Origin of the sequence: Agrococcus sp. SL85 (genome assembly GCF_026625845.1) — a bacterium.
In the GTDB taxonomy this organism is placed as follows: domain Bacteria; phylum Actinomycetota; class Actinomycetes; order Actinomycetales; family Microbacteriaceae; genus Agrococcus.
This window is the reverse complement of the sequence record NZ_CP113066.1, coordinates 2361458-2385266: the sequence shown is the minus strand read 5'-3', so window position 1 is coordinate 2385266 and position 23809 is coordinate 2361458. Positions and strand designations below refer to the sequence as shown.

Below are 23809 nucleotides of genomic sequence, written 5' to 3'. Positions count from 1 at the left end.
GCCATCCTGCCGTGCCAGGCGCCGTGCTGTCCTGCCGCAGCCCGCGATGGCGGGCCCGCACCCGGCCGGATGGCCTAGGTCGCGACGAGCCGCCGGAGCGCGAGGGCCGCGATGGGCGCGTAGAGCAGCGCGAGCGGTCGGGGCGCCAGGATGCGCGCCCACGCCTCGCTGCCCTCGCCCGCCGCGTCGACGCCATGCTCGAGCCGCACGCGCAGGCCCGCCGCGCGCACGGTCCAGCTCCAGCGCATGGCGGGCTCGTCGACCGCGTCCACGCGGAAGCGCGCGAGGAGGCCGCCCACCGCGCGCACATGGCCATGCGCTCCGACGCGGATCCGGTCGTCGCGGCACCGCACCGCCGCGATGTGGGGTGCCCACGACGGCCAGAGCGCGGGCCGCGCGAAGCGCTCCCAGGCGTCCCCAGGAGGCCGCGGGCCCCGGGCGCGCGCGGTCGCGCCGGGGGACCCGCGCCCCGAGGGTCGAGGCGCGCGCCTCAGAGGGGCACCACGTCGTTGTCGCCGGGCTCCGGCTGCTCGCGGGTGAGCAGGCCCTTCGCGAGCTGGATCGCGACCGCGACCGCGCCGGGGGAGTCCCAGTACTCCGCGCTCGTGCCGGTCACCTCGAGCAGCCCGCTCTCGGGGTCGTCGGGACCGCCCGGCATCCATGCGCTCGCGGAGGCGTCCCACAGCTCGTGCAGCTTCGCCCGGTCGTCGCTGAAGCGCGCGGTGCCCGCGAGCGAGACCCAGCCCTCCTTGCTCGCGTAGTGCACGTTGACGCGCGGGTCGGCCGCGATCGCGTCGACCTTCGCGCTCGAGCGCTCGGTGAGGAACCAGACCGTGCCCGGATCCTCGAAGTCCTGGGTGCCCATGGGCGTGGAGACGAGGCTGCCCTCGAGGGAGCGGTAGGCGAGCGAGGCGATGCGGGTCGCGCGCATGATGTCGGCGATGGTCTCGAGCTGGTCGTCGTGATCGGTCATGCCCCGACGCTCGCACCGCCGCCTGACCGCGAGGTGCGCGGCGGCTGTCAGGCGCCGATGGCCCGCTACGCGCCCTGCGGCGGGTGCAGCAGCAGGTCGCCCAGGTCGTCGAGGTAGCGCTCGAGCGGCACGGGGGCGTCGGTGCCCCAGTGCACCCTGGCCTCGCCGCCGACGATGCGCAGCGGGCCGTCGCCGCCGACGAGCGAACCGTCGACGGCGATGGGGGCGACGCCGTGGTTCACCGTCTCGCCCATCGCGAAGCCGCCCCGCAGCGCCGCCGCCCGGAGGGCACGACGCTCCTCGGCAGAGCTCGAGAGGTGCTGGGGCCTGCCGGGCTCGGCGACGCGCGTCGAGAGCCCCGTGCGCCATGGCCGGCCCTCGCGGTCGAGCAGCAGCGCGCCGAGGCGCCATGCGCTGCCCAGCCGTCGCATCCGAGGGGCGCGCCGCACGCCGAGCACGGGCCGCGGCTCGACGAGCCTCGGCGAGCGCCTCCTCCCGCGCGCCCGCGGCGGCGAGGCGCTCGGCCGTGGCGACGAGCGCGGCGCGGGCCCGCTCGATCGCGGCGGCGTCGGCGGGATCGGTCACGACGGCATCGTACGGGCGCTGCCGCGCTCACTCGCTCAGGCGGGCACGGCCTTCGGCTGCAGGAGCTGCACGAGGTTGCCGCAGGTGTCGTCGAGCACCGCGACCCACGCCATCCCGATGTCCGTCGGCGGCTGCGTGAAGGCGACGCCGCGCGCGGCGAGCCGCGCGTGCTCGGCCGCCAGGTCGGCGACCTCGAACTGGACGGCGGGGATGCCGTCCTGCGCGAGCGCCGCGCGGTAGGGGCCGACGGCCGGGTGGCTCGAGGGCTCGAGCAGCAGCGCGGGCCCCTCGGGGTCCTCGGGGCTCACGACCGTGAGCCACGCGTCGTCGCCGAGCGGGATGTCGTGCTGCACCTGGAAGCCGAGGGCCTCGGTGTAGAAGGCGAGCGCCGCGCGCTGGTCGTCGACGAAGACGCTCGTGAGCCGGATCCTCATGGTCGGTCCCTCCTGGGGCTGGGCCACCGCTCGGCGATCTGCGCGAGCGGGCCGGGGTCGAATCGGTGGAGCTTGGTGCGGCCGTGCCGCCGGGTGGTGACGAGCCCGGCCTCCTCGAGCACCGCGAGGTGCTGCGAGATCGCCTGGCGCGAGCTGCTGAGCCCGTGGCGCATCGCGAGCGCGCCGCAGAGCTCGAACAGGGTCTGGTCGTCGCGCGCCGCGAGCTCGTCGAGGAGCATGCGCCTCGTCTCGTCGTCGAGCGCGCGGTACACGTCGGCCATGCCGTGACGATAGGCAAGCAAACACTTGCATGTCAAGGGCCTCGCTCCACTAGCGTCGGTGCCGGGAGGGCGCATGGGCTTCGACGAGGACGTGATCGAGCAGTTCCGGGCGAACGGCGGGCAGGTGCGCGGCTTCGGCCGCAGCCTCGTGCTGCTGCACCACGTCGGCGCGCGCAGCGGCGCCGAGCGCGTCGCGCCCGCGATGGGCCTGCGCGACGGCCAGGACACGTGGCTCGTCGCGGCCTCCAAGGCGGGCGCGCCCGAGCATCCCACCTGGTTCCACAACCTCCGAGCCAACCCCGACACCCGGATCGAGACGCCCGACGCGGGGGAGGTGCCGGTGCGCGCGCGGGTGCTCGCGGGGGTCGAGCGCGATGCGGCGTGGGCGCGGTTCCTCGCCACGAGCCCCGCCTTCGCGGGCTACGAGGCACGGACCGCGCGCACGATCCCCGTCGTCGCGCTCGAGCGGCGGCCGTCGTGACCGAGCACCGCGGCGAGGATCTCGCGGGCGACGCCTTCGTCGACGTCTCGCTGCGCGGCGCCCGCTTCGTGCGCGCCGACCTCTCCGACGTCGTGATGCGCGGCGTCGAGCTGGCAGGCGCCGACCTCGACGCGCCCTGGCTGCTCGACGGCGAGAGCGTGCTGCTCGTCAACGGCGTCGACGTCGCGCCGCTCGTCGACGCCGCGCTCGACGCCCGCTATCCGGGACGCCGGCTCCGCAGGGCCCACGACCTCGAGGACCTCCAGGCGTGCTGGGCCGCCGCGCAGCGCACGTGGGCGGCGACGATCGCGCGCGCCGAGCGGATGCCGGCGGGTGCGGTCGACGAGCGGGTCGACGGCGAGTGGTCCCTCGCGCAGACGATCCGCCACCTCGTCATGGCGACCGACACCTGGCTGCGCCGCGGGATCCTGCGCGTCGACGCGCCCTTCCACCCCATCGGGCAGCCCAACGAGGAGTACGCCGCCGACGGCAACGACACCGGGGTCTTCTCGGAGGCGGCGCCGAGCTGGGCGCGCGTGCTCGAGGTGCGCGCCGACCGCGTCGCGATGGTCGACGCGCTGCTCGCGACGGCGACGCCCGCGCTCCTCGACGAGCCGCGTGCGAATCCGTGGGCGCCCGAGCACCCGGAGACCGTGCGCAGCTGCCTCCACACGATCCTCGAGGAGGAGTGGGAGCACCACCGCTACGCCGAGCGCGACCTCGCGGTCCTCGAGGCCCGGCCCGAGCGGGGCTCCGTGGACTAGCGCGCGGGCGCCACGCCGCGCCGCGGCTACGGTGCCGGGGTCGCGCCGCCCGTGCCCGGGGTCGGGGCGGGCTCGGGGGCCGGCTGCTCCGGCGCGGGCTGGGTCGGGGCCGGCTCCTCGGGTGCCGGCTCCTCGGGCGCCGGCTCCTCGGGTGCCGGCTCGACGGGAGCCGGCTCGACCGGCGCCGTCGGGGCGGGTTCGACCGGCTCGGTGCTCGCGGTGGGGGAGGGATCGGCGGAGGGCGTCGGGGTCGATGCCGGTTCGGGCGTCGTCACCACGGCGCCGACGCCCGTCGTGCCCTCGTCGGCGACGCCGGTCTCGGCCGCGGGCGGCGACACCGTGGGCGCGGGGGCCTGCTGGCTCTGCTCGGCGTCGGCCTCGGGCGTCCGGGCGCCCATGCCCGTCATCGCCACCGCGGCGCCGCCCGCGGCGACGGCGGCCACCGCGACGGCCGCGACGACGAGCGCCGCGCGGCGGCGGCGCGGTGCGGGCCGACCGGCGTCCGCGGGGACGGGGGCGGCGGCGGCGCCTGGGTCGTCCACCGCAGTGAGCCGCGCGGTCGCGGGCTCGGGCTCGGGAGCCGCGGCCGCGCCGAGCGCCGGCGCACCCGCTGCGGCGCCGGCCGCCGCGAGCCTCGCCCGCAGAGATCGGCGCCGTCGCGTCCTCGGTCGGGCCCGCGGCGATCGCCGACGCCCCGGGCAGCGGTCCGGTCGCTCCGTCGAGGCTCGCGGCGACCTCCGCCGCCGAGGGCCGCGCCGCGGGGTCCCTCGCGGTCATGGCCGCGAGCAGCGTCGTCCAGGGGGCGCCGAGCGAGACGGGGATGACCGGGTCGCGCACGAGGCGCGCCGAGACGGCCTCCATGAGCGGCCCGCCGTACTCCTGCCGCCCGGTGAGCGCCTCGAGCACCACGAGGCCCAGCGAGTAGACGTCCGAGGCGGGCCCGACGCGATCGCCCGTCGTCTGCTCCGGGCTCAGGTAGCCGGCGCTGCCAAGCACCGTGCCGGTCGCCGTCAGCCGCGTGCCGTCGACGAGCGCGGCGATGCCGAAGTCGGCGAGCTTGGCGCCGAACTCCCGCCCGGGGGCGGGGGAGGGGGCGAGCAGGATGTTCGCGGGCTTGACGTCGCGGTGCACGACGCCGCGGGCGTGGACGACCGCGAGCGCCTCGGCGAGGTCGCGCGCGAGCCAGCGCGCGTCCTCCGCGGCGATGGGCGGGCTGCTCTCCGGGACGGCGGCGAGCCGGCTCGCGAGCGACGGGCCGTCGACGAGCTCCATGACGAGGCAGGTGACGGGGCGGCCCTCGACGTGCGCCTCGACGGCGTCGTAGAGCGTCACGAGCGCGCGGTGGTCGAGCGTCGCCAGCAGCTGCAGCTCCGCCCGCTCACGCTCGGCCGCGGCCGGGTCGGCGCTGCCGCCGGCCAGCACCTTGACGGCGACCTCGCGGCCGAGCACCTCGTCGACGGCGCGGTAGACGCTCGCCATGCCGCCGGAGCCCACGACCTCGCCCATCCGGTAGCGGTCCGCGAGCATCGTGCCCGGGCCGATGGCCCCGTGTGCGTGCATGCCGTCCTCCCGGTGCTGGGCGCGGCCGGAGCCCGGTCGCGCGGCGTCGCAGGGCGGACCTCGCATCCCCGAACCCCCGCATCCTCGCAGGCCTCCCGGCGAGCGCACTGGGAGCCGTGCGCCTGACGTCCTCCGCCGCAGGCCGCGGGCTGCGCCTCAGGTGCCGTCGCGCTGCGGCATCGAGAGCGGCCCCGTGACCGGCTCGCCCTCGACGCGCACCGTGCGCCACGTGTCGACCGCGATCACGAGGCCCAGGATCATGAGCGAGATGCCCACCGATCCCAGCACGTCGGTGAGCCAGTGGTAGCCGAGGTAGAGCCGGCTGTAGATCTGCACGACGATGCCCACGACGGCGAGCGCGAACAGGCCCGCCCGCGCCCACGGCGAGCGCAGCCGCGAGGCCAGCAGGAACGCCGAGATGAGCAGGAAGTCGGCAGCGCCGAGCACATGGCCCGAGGGGAACGAGAAGGTGCGGTCGACGTGCAGCAGCATGTCCTCGACCGGAGGCCGAGGGTGCTGCACGATCGGGGCGAGGATGAGCGCGGTGGCGACGCCAAGCGCCATGCCGAACCACAGCAGCAGCGGCCGCCAGAGGTGGGTGGCGAGCAGCGCCCAGCCGACGCCTGCGACGAGCACGACGATCGGCATGCCCACGGGGCCGAAGATCCACGCGAGCACCGCCATGGCGGAGGTCTCCTGCGCGTCGCGGAGGGTGAGGAACCAGTCCATGACCGGCTGGTCGAGCAGCGCCGCGCCGCCGCCGGTGCGGACGCCCACGAGCATCGTGGTGAACAGGGCGGCGCCGAGCAGCGCGCTCGTGGCGGCGAGGGCCAGCAGCGCGCGTCGCTCGGCGCGCGGCACCGCGCGCTCCTCGACGAGCAGGCGCCGCGCGAGGCCCGCGCGGCGTGCATCGGGCCGGTCCGTCGGCACCGGCCGCTCGGAGCGCGCGTCGGAGGGATGCATGGGGACACTGTAGGCGGCGACGGCTGCGCTGTACCCCGCCAGCGCCCTTCCAGCACGCCGCCCTAGCCTGGTGGGCGGCCCGAACGTCCGCACCAGCAGCAGCGCGAGAGCCCGGGCCGCTCGCGCGGAGGTCCCGCATGTCCGAACGCGCCCCATCCCAGCTCCAGCGCGACTGGGCGCCCGCCGAGGTCTGGCGGCAGCTGAGCAAGCCGGTGTTCATCCCCGCGATCCTGCTCATCGTCGCGCTCACGGCGTTCGCGATCGTGTACGCCCAGACCGGGGGCGATGCGTTCACGGTGCTGAACACGGCCATCACGAACGGCGTCGGCTGGTGGTACGTGCTCGCGGCCTCCGCCTTCGTCGTCTTCGCCCTGTACGTCGGGCTCTCGCGCATCGGCAGCATCCGCCTCGGCCGCGACGACGAGGAGCCGGAGTTCTCGACCGTGTCGTGGTTCACGATGCTGTTCTCGGCCGGCATGGGCATCGGCCTCGTCTTCTACTCGGTGGCCGAGCCGCTCTCGCACATGACGACGCCGCCCGAGAACGCCGGGGTCGAGCCGGGCACGACGGCCGCTGGGCGGCTCGCGATGGACCTCACGCTCTACCACTGGGGCCTGCACGCCTGGGCGATCTACGTGGTCGTGGGCCTCGGTCTCGCCTACATGACCTTCCGCCGCGGGCGTCCGCTGTCGATCCGCTGGCTGCTCGAGCCGATGCTCGGCCGCGAGCGCGTCGAGGGCTGGATGGGGCACGTCGTCGACGTCGTCGCGATCGTCGGCACGATGTTCGGCGTCGCCACCTCGCTCGGCCTCGGCGTGCAGCAGATCATGGCGGGCCTCGACTTCCTCGGCTGGTTCGAGCAGACCCCGACGCTCGCGATCGTCCTCATCGCGGTCGTCACGGGCCTCGCGACGCTGTCGGTCATCACGGGCCTCGACCGCGGCCTGAAGTGGCTCTCGAACATCAACATGTCGCTCGCGGGGCTCCTCGCGCTCTTCGTGCTGCTGCTGGGTCCGACGCTCGTGATCCTGCAGTCGATCGTGGCGAACACCGGCTCCTACATCGCGTCGCTGCCCGGCATCGCGCTCGAGACGTGGCCGCTCGCGACCGACGGCTGGGCCGGCGGCTGGACCATCTTCTACTGGGGCTGGTGGATGAGCTGGGCGCCCTTCGTCGGCATGTTCATCGCGCGCATCTCGCGCGGCCGCACGATCCGCCAGTTCGTCTTCGGCGTGCTGCTCGCGCCCACGGTGATCGGCATCCTGTGGTTCTCGATCTTCGGCGACGCCGCGATCCTGCGGCAGCTCACCGAGGGCGACATGCTCGTGGACGGCGCCGTCGACACGAACACCTCGCTGTTCCACCTGCTCGAGACCTACCCGGCCGCCGCGGTGACGAGCGTGCTCGCGATCCTCATCATCGTCTTCTTCTTCGTGACCTCCGCCGACTCCGGCGCGCTCGTGGTCGACATCCTCGCCACGGGCGGGGCGACCGAGACGCCGCGCCTCACGCGCGTTCTCTGGGTCGTCGTCGCCGCGGGTGCCGCGGGCGTGCTGCTCATCGTCGGCGGCTCGGAGGCGCTCACGGCGCTGCAGACCGCGTCGATCGCGACGGCGGTGCCGTTCTCGATCATCATGGCGCTCGCGTGCATCTCGCTGCTGCGGGCGTTCCACTTCGAGGTCGCGAGCGCGCCGCGCTACATGCGCGCGCGCATCGCCTCGAACGGCGCGCTCGCGCTCGGCGGGGCCGCGCCGGCGACCGACGCGGAGCCGGCGGCCGACGGTCGCCGGGGCGGCTGGCGCCGGGAGATCTCGACGACGTTCGCAGGCCTCTCGCGCCGTGAGCAGCCCGCGCCCGCAGCGGTGCCCTCGGGCGAGTTCCTCGTCGCGCTGCACGAGGTGCCCGCGGGGGCCGTGGAGCTCGGGCCGGACGGCGTCGCGACGGTCGACGAGGAGCAGGTCGCGCAGGATCCGATCGCGGGCGAGGTCTTCGACACGCCGGAGTTCGCGGCGTCGCAGGCCGCCGTCGACCTGGAGCAGGCCGACGGCGACGAGCGGCTCGCCGGTGGCGACGACGAGCGTCAGGGCGAGCAGGGCCCGCGCGCCTGAGAGCGCCGAGACGCCAGCGGCCCCGACACCCTCGAGGGGTGCCGGGGCCGCTGACGTCGTGCGGGTCAGCCCCGGTCGCGGAGCGACGCGGCGAAGGCGCCGACCAGCGCGAGGAAGGCGATGGTCGCGAGGCCCGTCGCGCCGAGGATGACGAGGTTCATGGGCTCGTCGAGGGCGACGGCGTGGTCTGCGGCGGCTGCGGCGATGCGGTGCATGCCTCCCACGGTAGCGATCCTCGCTGTGCCTAGCCGGTGACCTCGAGCGTGCCCACCATCGACGTCGGGTGCGGGTCGCAGAGGTAGTCGTAGGTGCCGGGCTCGAGCGTCACCTGCACGGTCGAGGTGTCGCTGCCGGCGACGTCGGTGGCGATGTCGACGCCGCCCGGGCCCATGATGTGGAAGTTGTGCATCGTCGACTCGTCGACGAAGGTGAGCTCGTAGTCGCCCGCGGGCACCGAGGTGACGGGCTGCCCGTCGGCGTCGGTGATCGAGATCTCGTAGGCCTCGGGGTCGTCGGCGCTGCCGACGACCGCCATGAGCGCCATCGCGCCCGCCTCGGCCTCCGTGCCGCTGCCCGTGCCCGCGTCGCTCGTCGCGGCGGGCGGCGCCTCGCCGGCGGGGGACGACGCGTCGGGTGCTGCGCCGCTGCTGCAGGCGGTGAGCAGCAGCGCTGCGCCCAGCGCGAGCGCGGTGGTGGTGATGCGAGCCATGGTGACCTCCTCGGGTGCGGCGTCGGTGCCGTCGGGTTGGGACGCTACGCCGCGCGGGTGCGAGGCACCAGGGAGCGCGTCCCGGAGGGGTTCGTGGCGGACGGCCTCGCGGATGGCCTGCGCGCAGGCCGGGGCGCTGGGCGGAGGCGGCGCGCGAGTGCCGCGGGCTAGGGGATCGGCAGCGGCGAGGGGCGCTTCGTGACGCCGAACGCGAAGGTGGTCGTGATCGATGAGAGGTGCGGGATGGCGCGCAGCTCGCGGCGCAGCAGGTCCTCGTAGGCGGTGAAGGAGGCGATCGCGACCTTGACGAGGTAGTCGTCATCGCCCGCGAGCAGGTACGCCTCGGTGACCTCCGGGATCGCGCGCAGCCGCGCCTCGATCTCGTCGACCGCGGCGGGGGAGTGGGAGTCGAGGGTGAGCCGCGCGAACGCGACGATGGGGAGGCCGACGGCCTCGGCCGAGAGCACCGCGGCGTAGCGGTCGATGATGCCGGCCGCCTCGAGCGCCCGCACCCGGCGGAGGCACGGCGAGGGGGAGAGGCCGACGCGGTCGGCGAGGTCCTGGTTGCTGATGCGGCCGTCCTGCTGGAGCTCGAGCAGGATGCGGCGGTCGATGGCGTCGAGCTGCATGAGCACATCCTGCCAAGGAATCCCGCTCGATGAGCAGGAATCGCAATCGGATGCCACGCGATGCTCCCTAGCGTTGCGTGCGTGGACCTCATGATCGCCGCACCGCCGCGCCGCCGCGTGCTCCTCGGCGTGCTCGCGATGGCTGCGACGGTGGCGCTGTGGGCGTCGTTCGCGCTGACGATGCGGGGGATCGGGGCATCGAGCCTCACGATGGTCGACGCGTCGCTGCTGCGCTTCGGCGTGCCGGCGCTGCTCCTGCTGCCGATGCTCGGCCGGCTCCGCGACGGCATCCGGCGCGAGCCTCGCGCGGTGCTCGCGCTGCTCGTCGTGGGCGGGCTGCCGCACTTCCTCGTCTCGGCGCTCGGCGCGCAGCTCACCTCGGCGGCGCTCGTGGGCATCCTGCTGCCGGGCACGGCGCCGCTCTTCGCCGCGATCATCCTCCTGGCCTGGCGCGGGGAGCGCCCCGGCCGGGGTCGCGCGGTCGCGCTCGCCACCATCGGCGTCGGCGCGGCCTGCACCGCGGCGCTCACGGGATCGGCCGCCGCGGGCGCGGGCGTGCTCGTGCTGCTCGTCGGTGGAGCGCTCTGGGCGATCTACACGCTGGGCCTGCGGGGCACCCGGCTCGACATGCCGAGCGTCGTCCTCGTGCTCAGCCTGCCCTCGGTGCTCGTCGCGCTCGCGCTGGGCGTGACGGGCGCGCTGCCGTCGAACCTGCTGCGCGGGGAGGCGGCGCTCCACGACATCGTGCTCTTCGGCGCCCTGCAGGGCATCGGCACGGGGATCGTCTCGACCGTCGCCTATGCGACCGCGGTGCGCCTGCTCGGCGGCACGGCGGCGACGTGGGGCGCGCTGAGCCCCGTGGTCACGACGCTCGTGGCGATCCCGGTCTTCGGCGAGGCGATCACGCCGGCGACCGTGGCCGCACTGGCGCTCGTCGTCGGCGGCGTCGTCGCCTACAGCCTGCTCGGACGCCGCTCGGAGGACGGGGGCACCGTTCGGCCATGACCCGGCCGCGCGTGCACGACCTCGCCGCCTCGCTCGACGGTCGGCGGGGGATGGTGCGATGACGCGCGCGAGACGACGTGGGAGCTCCCGCCGGCAGAGGCACGATCCGCGTTCGAGGAGCAGCGATCGGGCGTCGGGGGCCGCGGGCTGCCGTGCTGCGCGGCCGTGACGGACGGGAGCGACGTCGTCGCGGTGGGACGCGACCGCGCCGACGACGCCTCGACCAGGACGGATCCGCTCGAGCGCACGGGGCTGGCGCACGCGGAGCTCGACGCGCTCGCGCGCATCGCCGCCGACCGCGCCTGGAGCGTGCTGACCCTCTGGTCGGTACGGGCCTTCCCGGGCCCGAGGAGGTGGCGCGCAGCCTTGAACCGACATAATGCGCATTATCGGCGGACTGCGGAGCAGCCGGAGGGCGCGATGCCGCGCCGGGCTGTCGAGCTCAGTCGACGAGGATGGGCCCGGTCGCGGGCTCGTCGTGCTCGTCGATCCGGTCGACGGCCTCCGCCATCTGCTCGAGGAAGATCGCCACGGCGCGGCGCTCGTCGTCGGTCAGTCGATCGACGATGTCGATCATGCGCCGGTGCATCGCACCGAGCGTCGCCCGGACCTCGTGGTCGCTGTCGGTCGTCGGCACGACGATCGTCGCTCGGCGATCCTCCGGGTGCGGCTCGCGCCGCACGTGCCCGCTCTTGACGAGCCGATCGACGAGGGCCGTCACGGAGGGCGACGCGAGGCCGAGCGCCGTCGCGAGATCGCGCTGGCGCATGACCTCGCCCCGTCGCTGGGCCTGCATGAGCAGACGCAGCGCCAGCAGGTCGGTCTCGCCCATCGCCATGGACGAGCGCGTCCTGGCGCGCATCGCGGCCTCCGAGGAGCGGTAGCGGCGCAGCAGGTTGAGCACGTCCACGCTCGAGGGCTGGCCGTGCTCCGGGTACCAGTACCCGCTCGATGCCCGCGCCTGCGTCTCCGTGGTCATGTCCGCTCCTTGTACGACGACCGTCCCAGTTTGCCACAGGTGGATAGGTCGTAGTACATTTCGATCGTCGAACTAATCAACACGGTCGAAAGGGACTTGCCATGACGCAACTGATGGTCCCGAGCTCCACCACCATCGAGAACGCCGCCGTCGACACCGACGCGGTCGCCGACATCGTCTGGGCCACGCCCGGCGAGGACCTCTGGGTCGCCACCCGCACCACCGACGAGGGCACCGCCTTCCTCGGCTTCGTCGAGCGCACCTTCGAGGAGTACGTCGCGGTGGACGGCGAGGGCGCCTCGCTCGGCCGCCACGGCTCGCTGCAGGCGGCCCGCGCCGCCTTCCGCCGCGCGTGAGCGCGGCCCCTGCGCCGGCGAGCGCTCCGGCACGGATCCCCATCCCCGCAATCGGCCGCGCCCGCCCCTGGATCGAGGCCGGCGCGCACGTGATCTCGCTCGCGCCGCCGCTCCCCCGGATCTAGGGCCGGGCCTCCGCCCCCACGTAGGCGGCGAGGTGCTCCCCGGTGAGCGTGCCTCGCTCGGCCACCAGCTGCTGCGGCGTGCCCGTGAAGACGACGTGGCCGCCGTCGTTGCCGGCGCCGGGGCCGAGGTCGACGATCCAGTCGGCGTGCGCCATGACCGCCTGGTGGTGCTCGATGACGATGACCGACTTGCCGGAGGCGACGAGCCGGTCGAGCAGCCCCAGCAGGTTCGCGACGTCGGCGAGGTGCAGCCCGGTCGTGGGCTCGTCGAGCACGTAGACGCCGCCGCGCTCCCCCAGGTGCGTCGCGAGCTTCAGGCGCTGCCGCTCGCCGCCGGAGAGCGTGTTGAGCGGCTGGCCGAGCGTCACGTACCCCAGGCCGACGTCGACCATCCGGTCGAGGATCGCGCGCGCCGCGGGCAGCGCCGCCTCGCCCTCGGCGAAGAAGCCCGCCGCCTGCGCCACGCTCATGTCGAGCACCTGGCTGATGTCCTTGCCGCCCAGGTGGTGCTCGAGCACCGCGGCCTGGAAGCGCTTGCCCTCGCACTCGTCGCAGGGCGTCGAGACGGTGTCCATGAAGCCGAGGTCGGTGACGATGACGCCCGCGCCGTTGCAGACGGGGCACGCGCCCTCGGAGTTGGCGCTGAAGAGCGCCGGCTTCACGCCGTTCGCCTTCGCGAAGGCCTTGCGGATGGGCTCGAGCAGGCCCGTGTAGGTGGCCGGGTTCGAGCGGCGCGAGCCGCGGATCGCACCCTGGTCGATCGCGACGACGCCCTCGCGCGGCGCGACCTCGCCGTGGATGAGCGAGCTCTTGCCCGAGCCCGCGACGCCCGTGACGACGCAGAGCACGCCCAGCGGGATGTCGACGTCGACGTCCTGCAGGTTGTTGCCGGAGGCGCCGCGCACCTCGAGCCAGCCGGAGGGCTCGCGCACGGCCTCCTTGAGCCCCGCGCGGTCGTCGAGGTGCTGCCCGGTGAGGGTGCCGCTCGTGCGCAGCGCCTCGACGGTGCCCTCGAAGCAGATCTCGCCGCCCTCGGTGCCGGCGCGCGGTCCCAGGTCGACGACGTGGTCGGCGATCGCGATCGTCTCGGGCTTGTGCTCGACGACGAGCACGGTGTTGCCCTTGTCGCGCAGCTGCTCGAGGAGGCGGTTCATGCGCTGGATGTCGTGCGGGTGGAGGCCGACGGTCGGCTCGTCGAAGACGTACGTGACGTCGGTGAGCGAGGAGCCGAGGTGCCGGATCATCTTCGTGCGCTGCGCCTCGCCGCCGGAGAGCGTGCCGGAGGGCCGCTCGAGCGAGAGGTAGCCGAGGCCGATCGAGACGAACGCGTCGAGCAGGTGCCGGAGCCCCTGCAGCAGCGGCGCGACCGAGGGCTCGTCGAGGCCGGCGACCCAGGCGGCCAGCTCGTCGATCTGCATGCGGCAGGCGTCGGCGATCGAGATGCCGGCGATGCGCGACTCGCGCGCGTGCGCTGCCAGCCGGGTGCCGTCGCACTCGGGGCAGCGCTGGAACGTGACGGCGCGGTCGACGAAGGCGCGGATGTGCGGCTGCATCGACTCGCGGTCCTTCTGCAGCATCGACTTCTGCACCTTGGGCACGAGGCCCTCGTAGGTCATGCTGATGCTCTCGAGCCGCACCTTGCGGCTGGCGCCGTACAGGAAGTCCTCGCGCTGCTTCGCGCTGAAGTCGCGCACGGGCACGTCGAGCGGCACGACGGCGCCGAAGATCCGCACGTACCAGCCCTCGGCCGTGTACCCGGGCACGGTGATGGCGCCCTCCGCGAGGCTCTTCGACTCGTCGACGAGCTGCGCGAGGTCGATGTCGGTGACGGCGCCCATGCCCTCGCAGCGCGGGCACATGCCGCCGAGCACGCTGAACTCGGCGCGCTCCTTCGTGGTGCGGCCGCCCCGCTCCATCGTCACGGCGCCCTTGCCGGAGACCGACGGCACGTTGAACGAGTAGGCGTTGGGAGAGCCGACGTGCGGCGTGCCGAGGCGGGAGAAGAGCATGCGCAGCATCGCGTTCGCGTCGGTGACGGTGCCGACGGTCGAGCGCGCGTTCGCGCCCATGCGCTCCTGGTCGACGATGATCGCGGTCGTGAGCCCCTCGAGCAGGTCGACGTCGGGACGCGCCATCGTCGGCATGAATCCCTGCACGAAGGTGCTGTAGGTCTCGTTGATCATGCGCTGCGACTCGGCGGCGATCGTGCCGAAGACGAGCGAGGACTTGCCGGAGCCGGAGACGCCCGTGAACACCGTCAGGCGGCGCTTCGGGAGCTCGAGCGAGATGTCCTTGAGGTTGTGCTCGCGGGCGCCCTGCACCCGGATGCGGTCGTGGCGGTCGGCGGCGTGGTCCTCGGTCGCGCTCATGCGGTCTCCGTCCGGCGTCGTGGTGCGAGGATCCGATGCAACCACACGCCGGTGACGGGCGCTCCCCTCCCCCGGCGTCGGCGCCGGCGGCGGATCGGCCCGGCGCGGAGCCTGCGATCGGCCCAGCGCGCAGCCTGCGATCAGCCCAGCGCAGCCAGCAGGTCGTCGGCGAGGTCCTCGACGTGCTCGATGCCGACCGAGAGGCGGATGAGCCCCTCGGGGATGGTCGGCGCCTCGGTCGCCCAGCGGCGGCGGCGCTCGAGCGTCGACTCGACGCCGCCGAGGCTCGTCGCGTGCAGCCACAGCGCCACCTTCGCGACGGCCGCGTCGGCGGCGGCCGCGTCGTCGAGCACCAGCGCGAGCACGGTGCCGAAGCCGGGATCGCGCACCTCGCGCACCGCGGGGTGCGCGGCGAGGCGGCGGGCGAGCTCGCGCGCGTTCGACTCGGCGCGCTCGAGGCGCACGGCGAGGGTGCGGAGGCCCCGGAGCACGAGGAACGCCTCCATGGGCCCCGGGATCGCGCCGTGCAGGGTGCGGTGCGTGCGGATGCGCTGCAGCACCCCGGCATCGCGCGCGACGACGGCGCCGAGGATGACGTCGGAGTGTCCGGAGATGAGCTTCGTGGCCGAGTGCACGGCGAGGTCTGCGCCGAGCGCGAGCGGCTGCAGCCGCAGCGGCGTCGCGAAGGTGCTGTCGACCGCGACGAGCACGCCCTGGGAGCGCGCGGCCTCGACGATCGCGGGGATGTCGGCGCGCTCGAGCGCGGGGTTCGTGGGCGACTCGAGCCATGCGAGCGCGGCGCCGTCGAGGGCCGCGATGACCGCAGCGGTGTCCTCGACGTCGACGCGTCGCACCGCGACGCGGCCCGTCGCGGCCTCGGCGTCCAGGAGCGTGAGCGAGCCCTGGTAGGCGTGGCGGGGCACGACGACCGCGCCGCCGTGCGGCACGAGCGAGAGCACGGCGGCGACCGCGGCCATGCCGCTCGCGAACGCCACCGCCTCGCCCTGGTCGAGCGCGCCGAGCGCCTCCTCGAGCGCGCTCCAGCTGGGGTTCGAGGTGCGGGCGTAGCCGACCTCGCCGCCGCCGACGAAGGCGGAGGCGAACACGGGCGGCTGGCTCATGGGGCCGTCGGGGACGCGCGGCGGCCGGCCCGCGCTCACGGCGATCGTCTCGGGGCGGAGGTGCTGCGCGTGGGCCATGCTGCGATCCTGCCAGGCGCGGGATGCCGGGCCGGCGCGGGCGCGTCACGCCCCGACGCACGACGGCGGCCGCGCCTACGCTGGCCGCATGCCGAGCGAGACCGTCCGCACCCTCAGCCGCGAGGAGGCGCGCCGCATCGCCGTGCGCGCCCAGCTGCTCGACGCCGGCGACGGCGAGCGGGAGGCGGGCGACCTGCCCGAGGTGGTCGCCGCGCTCACGCTCCTGCCGCTGAACGCCACCGACATCGTCTGCCCGAGCGCCGAGCACGTGGCGCTCACGCGCATCCGCGGCCTCGTCGCCGACGACGTGCGACGCGGCGTGGAGGTCGAGCAGTCGCTCGTCGAGCACCTGGGGCCGCACCGGCACCCGATGGAGGCGTGGTCGATCGGGGTGCGCGCCTCCGCCGATCTCCCCTGGCTGCTGCCCATCGGCCGCGCCGACGACGCCATCCACCCCACGACCGCGGCCTGGCTTGAGGCCAACGAGGGCTTCCGGCAGCGGGTGCTCGAGCAGCTGCGGCAGGACGGCCCGCTCCCGCAGGGCGACGTGCTCGACACCGTCGACGCGCCGTACCGCTCGAGCGGCTGGAACACCGGGCGCGACGTCGCGATGCTGCTGGAGCTGCTGCAGATCCGCGGCGAGGCCGTCGTCGTCGAGCGGCTCGGCCAAGCGCGCGTGTGGGACCTCGCCGAGCGCGTGCTGCCGCACGTCGAGCCCGCGACGCTCGAGGACGCGCGCCGCACGTGGCGCGAGCGCTGGCTCCGCGCGTGCGGCCTCGCCCGGCCCACGCACCTCGGCGAGGCCGGCGTGCCCGCGCGGGTCGAGGGCCTCAGCGGCACCTGGCGGCTGGACCCCGCGGCGAGCGCCGAGGGCTTCGCCGGCAGGGTCGCCGTGCTCTCGCCGCTCGACCGGCTCATCGCCGACCGGCGGCGGATGGCCGCCCTGTGGGACTACGCGTACGCGCTCGAGCAGTACACGCCCGCTGCGAAGCGGCGCTGGGGCATCCACGCGCTCCCGGTGCTCGACGGCGACCGGCTGGTCGGCAAGGTCGACGCGAGGGCGGAGCGCGACCGCGGCGTGCTCCTGGTCGCCGCGCTCCACTGGGACGTCGAGGCGGATGCGCGGCTCGTCGACGCCGTGCGCGACGAGCTCGACGTGCTCGCCGCCTTCCAGGGCCTCCGGCTCGCGATGCCCTGAGCCGCGATGCCCTGAGCCGCGACGCCCTGAGCCGCGACGCCCCGAGCGCGACGGGATCCGCGGGGGCGGAGCGCGCCGCGTGCGCGGCTAGCCTGGCCCCGTGGCCCGCGTGACCGTCATCGGCAACCCGACCGCCCGGGGCTTCGACGGTGCCGTCGATGTGGTGCTGCGCGCCGTCGCGGCGCGGGGCGACGAGGCCGAGGTGGTGCGCACGACCGTCGCGCAGCCCGGCGGCGCGCAGGCCCGAGAGGCGCTGCAGGGCGGCACCGACGCCGTCGTCGCGATCGGCGGCGACGGCACGGTGCGGGCGATCGCGGAGGCGCTCGCGGGCACGGGCGTGCCGCTCGGCATCGTGCCGCGCGGCACCGCGAACCTCTTCGCCCGCAACCTCGGGCTGCCGCTCGGCGCCTCGGCCGCGGTGGCCGTCGCCGTCGGCGGCGGCCCCTCCCCCATCGACCTCGGCCTCGTGCGGCTCACGCGCACGGACGGGCGCATCGACGAGCAGCGCTTCCTGGTCGTCGTGGGCGTCGGCCACGACGCGCTCGCGATCGAGGCCGCCTCGCTGCGGCGGAAGCGGCGCCTGGGCTGGCCCGCCTACGTCGGGGCGGGCCTCCACCGCCTCGCCCTGCCCGGGTTCCGCGTGCGCGCCCGTCTCGACGGCGCGGCCGCGACCACCGAGGCGTGGAGCGTGCTGCTCCACAACGCGGCGCGGCTGCCGGCGGGCCTCCGCGTCGTGCCGGGCACGAGCCTCGCCGACGGCCGGCTGCACGTCGTGGCCGTCGCGCCGAGGCGCGCCCTCGACTGGGCGCGGATCGCGGCCTCCGGCGCCGGCATCGGGCGCGCGGCGGGCGCGCTCGGCGCCCGCGCGGTGCTGCGCGCGCGGCTCGCCCCGGCGGGCACCGAGCCGCTGCCCGTGCAGATCGACGGGGACGCCGCGGGACGCGCGCTCGCGATCGACGCCGCTGCGGTGCCGGGTGCGCTGCTCGTGCGGCTGCCCGGCGGCCGCCCAGGGGCGCCGGGCAGGATCGTCGGGGCGCGCTGACCGCGGCCCGCCACCGCCCCGACGAGAGGACCCCGCGTGCCCGAGCGCACCCCCATCACGGCCGACGAGGCGCTCGAGCGGCTCCACCGCGTGCCCCGCGGCCACCTCGACGCCGTGCTCGCCGAGGCCGACCTCGACGCGCTCGTCCGCGGCATCGCCGGGCGCTGGCTCACGCTGCCGCTGCGCCGCCGGCAGCGGCGCGCGCTGCTCGACCTCCTCACGCGCGACCGCATCGACGAGCTGCGCGCCGAGACCGTCGCGCGCCTCCTCCACGCGATGCGGGGCCTGCCGCCGACGCCGAGCGCCTCGCGCGCCATCCGCGACGCGCTCCGCTCCCGCACGGGCGAGGCGTTCCGCGACCTGAAGTACCTGCTGAACGCCTCCGGCGACCAGCACGACCTGGAGCACATCGTGTTCGAGCACCTGCTGCCGACCGACCGCGACGCCGTGCTCGAGCACATCCGCGCGCAGGCCCAGCGCGCCGAGCACCTCGAGCTGCGCATCCTCTGCGACATCGACGACACCGTGCGCTCCATGCTCCACGACGACCGCTGGCCGCGCGGCACGGTGTACCCCGGCGTCGTCGCGCTGCTCCACGCGCTCGACCGGGGCCGCTCCGGCGACCCGTGGCGCGCGGGCGACCTCACGTTCGTCACCGCGAGGCCCGGCGGACCGCGCGGCATCATCGAGCAGTACACGCGCGACGGCCTCGAGGACCTCGGGATGCCGAAGCACACCGTGCTGGGCGGCTCGTTCCTCAACCTCTTCACGAAGGCGAGCATCGCCGCGCGCAAGCTGCAGAACTTCGAGCGCGAGCGGCTGCTGTTCCCGGAGTGCCGGAAGGTCTTCCTGGGCGACTCCGGCCAGGCGGACGCGCAGGTGGGCGCGGCGATGCGGGAGCGCGACCCGCGCTTCATGGCCCGCGTGCTCATCCACGACGTCGTCGGCCTGCCGGAGGCCGAGCGCGCGGCGCTCGCGCGCCAGGGCGTCGAGACCTTCGGCACCTACGCGGGCGCGGCGCGGATGCTCGCGGCCGACGGGCTCATCGAGGCCTCCGCGGCCGAGGCGATCGACCGGGAGGTGCGCGCCGCGGTCGCCGCGCTCCCGCACGGTCCGGGCCGCGAGCGGCTCGAGGCGGCCCTGGCCGCGGAGGCCTAGGCCCCGCGGGCGGCGCCCGGCGCGAGCTGGTCGCCGGGGCGCTGCTCGACGAGCGCGATCGTGTTGCCCTCGCTGTCGAGCAGGAAGGCCATGCGCTCGGCCGAGCCCGCAGGACCGAGCGTGGCGTCCTGGTGCTCGAAGATCGTGTGGGGCGGGGTGGTGATCGTGACGCCCTCCCCCTCGAGCTCGGCGACGCGGGCGTCGAGGTCGTCGACGCCGAGGTACACGAGGGCGCTCGGCGCGTTGGCGTCGAGGAGGAGGCGCACGCCGTCGACGTCGAAGAAGAGGAGCCCCGGCGGGTCGAACCGGGCGGCGGGCCCGCTGCCGAGGAGCCGCGCGTAGAACGCCTGCGCCCGGTCGAGGTCGGTCGCGCGCTGCGCGATCTGGACGACGGGCATGGGGGCCTCCGGGCGTCGGGCCGGGGTCAGGCGCCGGCGGCGGGCGGCACGAGCGCGTCGAGGCGCCGGTGCCAGTGCTCGCGAGCGTACTCGCCGGGCGCCGTGCGCATCTGCGCGCCCGCGAGCAGGGCGTCGGCGGTCGCGCGCACGCGCTCGCGCACCCAGGCCGGGTACGCCATCCGCGCCGCGTGCTCGGCGAACTCGTCCTCGTCGTCGATCCACGGCACGCCGCGAGGGCGACGCACCACGTCGAGGTCGAGGTCGCAGTAGTCGAGCACCCAGCCCTCGGGGCGCCGCACGAGCTCCGGCGGCGTGCAGACGTCGATGTACAGCGCCAGCTCGCCGCCCACGAGCCAGTGGACGAGCGCCCAGGTGCCCTCGAGCATCGCGAGCGGGCGCCGCGGCACGAGCATGACCTTGCGCTCGTCGCCCAGGAACGCGTCGACCCCGGGCTTCCAGAAGCGCGTGGTGGGCCCGTCGACGCCCAGCCACACGCCCTCCGCGTCGCTGCCGAGGGCGACCGCGTCGTAGGTCCAGTGCGGGGTGCCGTCCCACTTCGAGGCGCGCACGCGCACCCGCTCGCCCTGCGCGGGCTCGCCGCCCGCGACGAGCGCGAGGGTGCCCAGCGCGTCCTCGGCGTCGAAGGGATCGGCGCTCGCGGCGATCTCGTCCGCGGTCCACCAGCGCTCGTCGCGGATCGAGGCGGTCTCGCCGGGCTCGCGGCCGGAGGCGTCGGCCGCGAAGCGGGGCGTGCGCCACACGAAGGCGGTCATGTCGAGCGCGTCGTAGCGGTGCCCGGGCGGCGTCGGCTGCCGCACGTGCCGCACGGGGCCGATCAGCTCGGACGGATCGGGTGCCCGCCCGGTCTCCTCCCGCAGCTCGCGGAGGGCCGCCTCGCGCTCGGTCTCGCCCGCGTCGATGCCGCCGCCGACGGTCAGCCACCGCGCGGGCGCGCCGCGGCCGCTCCACTCGTGGAGCAGCAGCAGCGTCGCGCCGGCCGGGTCGACGCAGACGACGCGCGCCGAGCGGCGGATGCCGCCCGGGCGCGCGTCGTCGCTCACGCGAGCCTCAGCCGTGGTTCTTCGCGGTCGGCAGGTGCTTCCCCCACCAGCGCAGCACGTGCTCGAAGCGCTCGACGCGGTGCCGCGGCTGCCCGGACCGGGTCAGCTCGTGGTCCTCGCCCGGGAAGAGCAGCAGCGCCGTCTCGACGCCCTGGCGCTTCAGCGCCGCCCAGTACCGCTGCGCCTGCTCGGGCGGGCAGCGCCAGTCCTGCTCGGAGTGCACGACGAGGGTCGGGGTCGTCACCTGGCCCACGTGCGCCATGGGGCTCTGCGAGCGCACGAGCTCGGGGTCGGTGCCCGTGTACTCGCCGCCGAAGAACCAGCCGATGTCGCTCGTGCCCTGGAACGACTCCGGGTCGAGGAAGCCGCGCTCGACGAGCGCCGCCGCGAAGCGGTGGTCGTGCGCGATCGTCCACGCCGTCAGGTAGCCGCCGTACGAGCCGCCCATGATGCCGAGGCGCTCGCGGTCGAGCTCGGGGTGCGCGTCGAGCGCGCCGTCGAGGAAGTCGAGCACGTCGTGCATGTCGACGGTGCCCATGCGCTGCCGGATCGCGACGCCGTGCGCGCGGCCGTAGCCCGCCGAGCCGCGCGGGTTGCACTGCACGACCGCGTAGCCGGCGGCGACCGCCACCTGCGCCTCGTCGAAGACGTGCACGCCGTACTGCGCGAAGGGGCCGCCGTGGATGTTGAGGAGCACCGGGTGCGGGCCCTCGCCCTCCGGCAGCCACACCCAGCCGTGCACCTTCGCGCCGTCGCGGCCGACGACCTCGCGCTCCTCGGGCAGCACGATGCCGGCCTCGGCGAGCGGCGCCCCGAAGTCGGTGAGGATCGTGAGGCCGCGGTCGTCGAGCACGGCGAGCTCGCCGAAGGACGTCGGCGTCGCGACCGAGGCGACCGTGCGGCCCTCGCCGACGCCGTGGCCGATGACCTCGAGGTCGCCGCCGATGAGCTCGCGCGAGCCGCCGCCCGTGACGTGTACGAGGCGCACGCGCCCGCGGCGGCGCTCCTGCACGAGCACGCCGTCGTCGACGACGGTCGTGTGGCTGCCGACCTCGCCGAGGTCGACGGACTCCGCGTCCGTGACCTCCTCGGGGTGGGCGCCCGCGTGCTCGACGACGAACAGCTGCGTGTTGCGGGCGACGAAGTCGCGGCCGTCCGGACCCACCTGCTGGGCGAGCAGCACGTAGCCGCCGTCGGGCGTGGGGCGCGCCTCGGCGATCGAGAGGTCGGCGCGCGAGGAGACCACGATGTGCGGCTCGCCGCCCGCGACGTCGGCCTCGAGCTCGACGACGGCGCTGCGGAGGTCGTCGTCGCGCGTGTCGTGGCGCGCCGTGATCGCGACGACGCGGCGGCCGTCGGGCGTGAACGCCGGCCCGCCGTGGTCGAAGTCGCCGTGCGTCAGCTGGATGGCCTCGGGCGCGCGCGCCGCGTCGTCCGAGGCGCCCGCGCCGTCGTGCGGGTGCGCGGCCCGGTCGTAGCGCGGCTCGGCGTCGAGCGCCGGCAGGGGCGCGACGAACAGGTGCGTGCGGCGGCCCACGAGGCTGCCGACGCCGTTCGCGAGGTTGCGGTTGCGCGTGATGAGGCGCGCCGGCTCCTGCGCGGGCGCGACGCCCTCGACCGAGCCGTAGCGCCCGGGCTCGACGACGCGGGCGGTGAACGCGATGCGGTCGCCCTCGGGCGAGATCGCGACCTCGCGCACGCCGCCGGGCGCATCCGTCGCCTGCACGGGCTCGCCGCCGTCGACGCGCATGGCCCAGGCCTGCGCCCTGCCCTTCGCGTCGTCGCGCAGGAAGACCACGGTGCTGCCGTCGGGCGTGAGCTGCGGGTCGCGGTCGGCGACGCCGCCCGTGAGTCGCGTGCGGGTGCCGTCGTCGAGCGAGACGCGCCACAGCTGCCCCACCGTTCGGTTGGCGCGGAGGCTCGGCCGGCTCGTCGCCACGATCGCCCACGCGCCCGAGGGGTGGACGGCGGGGCGCGAGAGGGCGACGAGGCGCTCGATGTCCTCGGCGCGCATCAGGCGACGCCCTCGGCCTCGCCGAACCCGCTCACGTCGCCGACGAGGCGCGTGCGGTCGGCGGGCACGGGCTCGACGGCCGCGAGCGCGACCTCGGAGGCGAACTCCTCGACGTCGTACAGGCGACCGGCGTCCTCGCGGCGGCTCGCGATCGCGCCGGGGTTCGCGCGCTCGAGGAGGGTCGCGGTGATGGTGCCCTCGATCATGTCGCCCGAGACGACGACGAGCTCGATGCCCCGCGCCTCGAGCGCGGGGATGCGCTCGCGGAGCGCGTCCTCGCCGGCGCGCTTCGAGAGCGCGACGGCCTCGTACTCCGGCATCGTCGGCGTCGAGCGGATGAAGTGCGCCTGGTGGCTCGTGACGAAGACGACGCGCGCGCCGTCGGCGAGGTGCGGCAGCGCCGCGTCGAGCAGGCCCACCTGCGCGTCGCGGTTCAGCCGCATCGCGTAGTCCTCGCCCATGCCGGACTCCATGCCGCCGGAGGCGTTCATGACGAGCAGGTCGAGCGAGCCGAAGGCCTCCTCGGCCGCGGCGAACATCGCGGCGACGCTGCCGGCGTCCGTGAGGTCGGCCTGCACGGCGATCGCACCGACGCCCAGCTCCTTCGCGCTCGCGACGACCTTGTCGGCGCGCGGGGCCTTCGCCCGGTAGTTGATGACGACGTCCGCGCCGGCGCGGGCGAGGAGGAGCGCCGTCGCGGCGCCGATGCCGCGGCTGGAGCCCGTCACGAGGGCGGTGCGGCCGGTGAGGGAGCCGGGCTCGAGAGGGCCGGCGGCGGGGTTCGACACGATGTCTCCTTGTCTGTCGCCACGACCCTACTCGGGCGCGCGTGCGCCGAGCCCGTGGCGCTCGGGCCCCCGCGCAGGGACGCCGCCTAGGATGAGGCCGTGGACATCCTCCAGTACGCATGGGTCGTGTGGCTCGTCGTGGCCCTCGTGTGCTTCATCATCGAGATGGTGACGCTGGAGTTCACGTTCCTCATGATCGGCATGGCCTCCGTCGTCGGCCTCGTCGCGAGCATCACGGGCCTCGAGTGGTGGGTGCAGGTGCTCGTCGCCGCGGCCGCCGCGCTGCTGCTGCTGTTCCTCGTGCGGCCGAAGCTGCTGCAGCGGCTCCACCAGTCCGGCGAGGTCGCGAAGCAGGGCGTCGAGGCGCTCATCGGCATGGCCGGCGAGGTCACGCGCATGTTCGAGCGCGGCGCCGGCGAGGTGACGCTCTCGAACGGCGACGTCTGGACCGCCCGCCTCTCCCCCGCGGTGCGCCCGCGCGACCCCGACGTGGGCGAGCGGATCGTCGTCACCGCGATCGAGGGCGCCACGGCCGTCATCGTCCCGGCCGAGCGCTGACGGCGCGCGGGCGGGCATCCAGGCTCGCCCGCTAGCGTGGCAGCACCAGCACCGCCCTCGCCGAAGATGCCG

Annotated in this window: 26 protein-coding genes and 1 pseudogene; 9 read left to right on the top strand and 18 right to left on the bottom strand. The window is 75.4% G+C overall.

The features are described 5' to 3' along the window. Window positions 1–74 precede the first annotated feature (74 nt). From OVA14_RS11855 to OVA14_RS11835, 5 genes are all read right to left on the bottom strand, one after another. Window positions 75–494 (bottom strand): SRPBCC family protein, encoded by a 420-nt coding sequence (locus OVA14_RS11855; protein ID WP_267505588.1) that lies wholly within the window; start codon window positions 492–494, stop codon window positions 75–77. Beyond that, the gene (locus OVA14_RS11850) at window positions 491–973 is read right to left on the bottom strand and encodes a pyridoxamine 5'-phosphate oxidase family protein (protein ID WP_267504044.1); all 483 of its coding nucleotides are present in this window, start codon (window positions 971–973) and stop codon (window positions 491–493) included. Before OVA14_RS11850 ends, OVA14_RS11855 begins: the two co-directional genes overlap by 4 nt. 65 nt (window positions 974–1038) lie before the next feature. Then, complete coding sequence (locus OVA14_RS11845) at window positions 1039–1404, bottom strand: glutaminase (protein ID WP_267504043.1); 366 nt, start codon at window positions 1402–1404, stop codon at window positions 1039–1041. A gap of 189 nt (window positions 1405–1593) precedes the next feature. Further along, window positions 1594–1992 (bottom strand): VOC family protein, encoded by a 399-nt coding sequence (locus OVA14_RS11840; RefSeq protein WP_267504042.1) that lies wholly within the window; start codon window positions 1990–1992, stop codon window positions 1594–1596. Then, window positions 1989–2273: an ArsR/SmtB family transcription factor gene (locus OVA14_RS11835; RefSeq protein ID WP_267504041.1), complete on the bottom strand. Its 285-nt coding sequence runs from the start codon at window positions 2271–2273 to the stop codon at window positions 1989–1991. The genes OVA14_RS11840 and OVA14_RS11835 overlap by 4 nt, the downstream gene beginning before the upstream one ends. A 73-nt stretch (window positions 2274–2346) precedes the next feature. Here OVA14_RS11835 and OVA14_RS11830 point away from each other — a divergent pair, with 73 nt between their 5' ends. Both OVA14_RS11830 and OVA14_RS11825 read left to right on the top strand, forming a co-directional pair. Next, complete coding sequence (locus OVA14_RS11830; protein ID WP_267504040.1) at window positions 2347–2754, top strand: nitroreductase/quinone reductase family protein; 408 nt, start codon at window positions 2347–2349, stop codon at window positions 2752–2754. Further along, window positions 2751–3518 (top strand): DinB family protein, encoded by a 768-nt coding sequence (locus OVA14_RS11825; protein WP_267504039.1) that lies wholly within the window; start codon window positions 2751–2753, stop codon window positions 3516–3518. Before OVA14_RS11830 ends, OVA14_RS11825 begins: the two co-directional genes overlap by 4 nt. A 26-nt stretch (window positions 3519–3544) precedes the next feature. Here the strand turns inward: OVA14_RS11825 and OVA14_RS11820 are convergent, their stop codons facing one another. The 3 genes and pseudogenes from OVA14_RS11820 to OVA14_RS11810 all read right to left on the bottom strand — a co-directional run bounded on the left by OVA14_RS11820 (window position 3545) and on the right by OVA14_RS11810 (window position 6041). Next, window positions 3545–4060 carry a hypothetical protein gene (locus tag OVA14_RS11820; RefSeq protein WP_267504038.1) on the bottom strand — a complete coding sequence of 172 codons (516 nt, stop codon included), beginning with the start codon at window positions 4058–4060 and terminating at the stop codon, window positions 3545–3547. Window positions 4061–4301: 241 nt separating this feature from the next. After that, a pseudogene (locus OVA14_RS13960) lies at window positions 4302–4997 on the bottom strand (serine/threonine-protein kinase); the annotation flags it as partial. 237 nt (window positions 4998–5234) lie between these two features. Continuing rightward, a complete protein-coding gene (locus OVA14_RS11810; RefSeq protein ID WP_267504036.1) occupies window positions 5235–6041 on the bottom strand; it encodes a phosphatase PAP2 family protein in 807 nt (268 codons plus the stop codon). Window positions 6042–6178: 137 nt separating this feature from the next. Between OVA14_RS11810 and OVA14_RS11805 the strand changes: the two genes are divergently transcribed. Further along, the gene (locus OVA14_RS11805) at window positions 6179–8149 is read left to right on the top strand and encodes a BCCT family transporter (protein WP_267504035.1); all 1971 of its coding nucleotides are present in this window, start codon (window positions 6179–6181) and stop codon (window positions 8147–8149) included. A gap of 65 nt (window positions 8150–8214) precedes the next feature. On the opposite strand, the gene OVA14_RS11800 is transcribed toward OVA14_RS11805, so the two are convergent. The 3 genes from OVA14_RS11800 to OVA14_RS11790 all read right to left on the bottom strand — a co-directional run bounded on the left by OVA14_RS11800 (window position 8215) and on the right by OVA14_RS11790 (window position 9487). Next, a complete protein-coding gene (locus OVA14_RS11800; RefSeq protein WP_267504034.1) occupies window positions 8215–8364 on the bottom strand; it encodes a hypothetical protein in 150 nt (49 codons plus the stop codon). Window positions 8365–8393: 29 nt separating this feature from the next. Next, on the bottom strand, window positions 8394–8858 hold the full coding sequence (locus OVA14_RS11795; protein ID WP_267504033.1) for a cupredoxin domain-containing protein: 465 nt from the start codon (window positions 8856–8858) through the stop codon (window positions 8394–8396). Window positions 8859–9025: 167 nt separating this feature from the next. Further along, window positions 9026–9487, bottom strand: a complete 462-nt coding sequence (locus OVA14_RS11790) for an Lrp/AsnC family transcriptional regulator (RefSeq protein ID WP_267504032.1) — start codon at window positions 9485–9487, stop codon at window positions 9026–9028. A 90-nt stretch (window positions 9488–9577) separates the two neighbouring features. Here OVA14_RS11790 and OVA14_RS11785 point away from each other — a divergent pair, with 90 nt between their 5' ends. Beyond that, window positions 9578–10492 (top strand): DMT family transporter, encoded by a 915-nt coding sequence (locus OVA14_RS11785; RefSeq protein WP_267505587.1) that lies wholly within the window; start codon window positions 9578–9580, stop codon window positions 10490–10492. 442 nt (window positions 10493–10934) lie between these two features. On the opposite strand, the gene OVA14_RS11780 is transcribed toward OVA14_RS11785, so the two are convergent. Next, window positions 10935–11471, bottom strand: coding sequence for a MarR family winged helix-turn-helix transcriptional regulator (locus OVA14_RS11780; protein WP_267504031.1), 537 nt, complete (start codon window positions 11469–11471; stop codon window positions 10935–10937). A gap of 101 nt (window positions 11472–11572) precedes the next feature. Between OVA14_RS11780 and OVA14_RS11775 the strand changes: the two genes are divergently transcribed. Next, the gene (locus OVA14_RS11775) at window positions 11573–11827 is read left to right on the top strand and encodes a hypothetical protein (RefSeq protein ID WP_267504030.1); all 255 of its coding nucleotides are present in this window, start codon (window positions 11573–11575) and stop codon (window positions 11825–11827) included. Window positions 11828–11948: 121 nt separating this feature from the next. On the opposite strand, the gene OVA14_RS11770 is transcribed toward OVA14_RS11775, so the two are convergent. Then, window positions 11949–14321 carry an excinuclease ABC subunit UvrA gene (locus OVA14_RS11770; RefSeq protein ID WP_267504029.1) on the bottom strand — a complete coding sequence of 791 codons (2373 nt, stop codon included), beginning with the start codon at window positions 14319–14321 and terminating at the stop codon, window positions 11949–11951. A 140-nt stretch (window positions 14322–14461) separates the two neighbouring features. Further along, the gene (locus OVA14_RS11765) at window positions 14462–15520 is read right to left on the bottom strand and encodes a trans-sulfuration enzyme family protein (RefSeq protein WP_267504028.1); all 1059 of its coding nucleotides are present in this window, start codon (window positions 15518–15520) and stop codon (window positions 14462–14464) included. Between the two features lie 88 nt (window positions 15521–15608). Between OVA14_RS11765 and OVA14_RS11760 the strand changes: the two genes are divergently transcribed. From OVA14_RS11760 to OVA14_RS11750, 3 genes are all read left to right on the top strand, one after another. Then, on the top strand, window positions 15609–16718 hold the full coding sequence (locus OVA14_RS11760; RefSeq protein ID WP_267504027.1) for a DNA glycosylase AlkZ-like family protein: 1110 nt from the start codon (window positions 15609–15611) through the stop codon (window positions 16716–16718). A gap of 100 nt (window positions 16719–16818) precedes the next feature. Then, the gene (locus OVA14_RS11755) at window positions 16819–17760 is read left to right on the top strand and encodes a diacylglycerol/lipid kinase family protein (protein ID WP_267504026.1); all 942 of its coding nucleotides are present in this window, start codon (window positions 16819–16821) and stop codon (window positions 17758–17760) included. 36 nt (window positions 17761–17796) lie between these two features. Then, the gene (locus OVA14_RS11750; RefSeq protein ID WP_267504025.1) at window positions 17797–18918 is read left to right on the top strand and encodes a hypothetical protein; all 1122 of its coding nucleotides are present in this window, start codon (window positions 17797–17799) and stop codon (window positions 18916–18918) included. On the opposite strand, the gene OVA14_RS11745 is transcribed toward OVA14_RS11750, so the two are convergent. The 4 genes from OVA14_RS11745 to OVA14_RS11730 are packed head-to-tail and all read right to left on the bottom strand — an operon-like array spanning window position 18915 to window position 23179. After that, window positions 18915–19316, bottom strand: a complete 402-nt coding sequence (locus OVA14_RS11745) for a VOC family protein (protein ID WP_267504024.1) — start codon at window positions 19314–19316, stop codon at window positions 18915–18917. The two genes, OVA14_RS11750 and OVA14_RS11745, sit on opposite strands and share 4 nt — an antisense overlap. Window positions 19317–19342: 26 nt before the next feature. After that, complete coding sequence (locus OVA14_RS11740; RefSeq protein ID WP_267504023.1) at window positions 19343–20377, bottom strand: NUDIX domain-containing protein; 1035 nt, start codon at window positions 20375–20377, stop codon at window positions 19343–19345. A gap of 7 nt (window positions 20378–20384) precedes the next feature. Continuing rightward, a complete protein-coding gene (locus tag OVA14_RS11735) occupies window positions 20385–22391 on the bottom strand; it encodes an alpha/beta hydrolase family protein (RefSeq protein WP_267504022.1) in 2007 nt (668 codons plus the stop codon). Beyond that, window positions 22391–23179 (bottom strand): SDR family oxidoreductase, encoded by a 789-nt coding sequence (locus OVA14_RS11730; protein ID WP_267504021.1) that lies wholly within the window; start codon window positions 23177–23179, stop codon window positions 22391–22393. Before OVA14_RS11730 ends, OVA14_RS11735 begins: the two co-directional genes overlap by 1 nt. A gap of 99 nt (window positions 23180–23278) precedes the next feature. Here OVA14_RS11730 and OVA14_RS11725 point away from each other — a divergent pair, with 99 nt between their 5' ends. Further along, window positions 23279–23737, top strand: a complete 459-nt coding sequence (locus tag OVA14_RS11725) for an NfeD family protein (protein ID WP_267504020.1) — start codon at window positions 23279–23281, stop codon at window positions 23735–23737. Window positions 23738–23809: the final 72 nt, after the last annotated feature.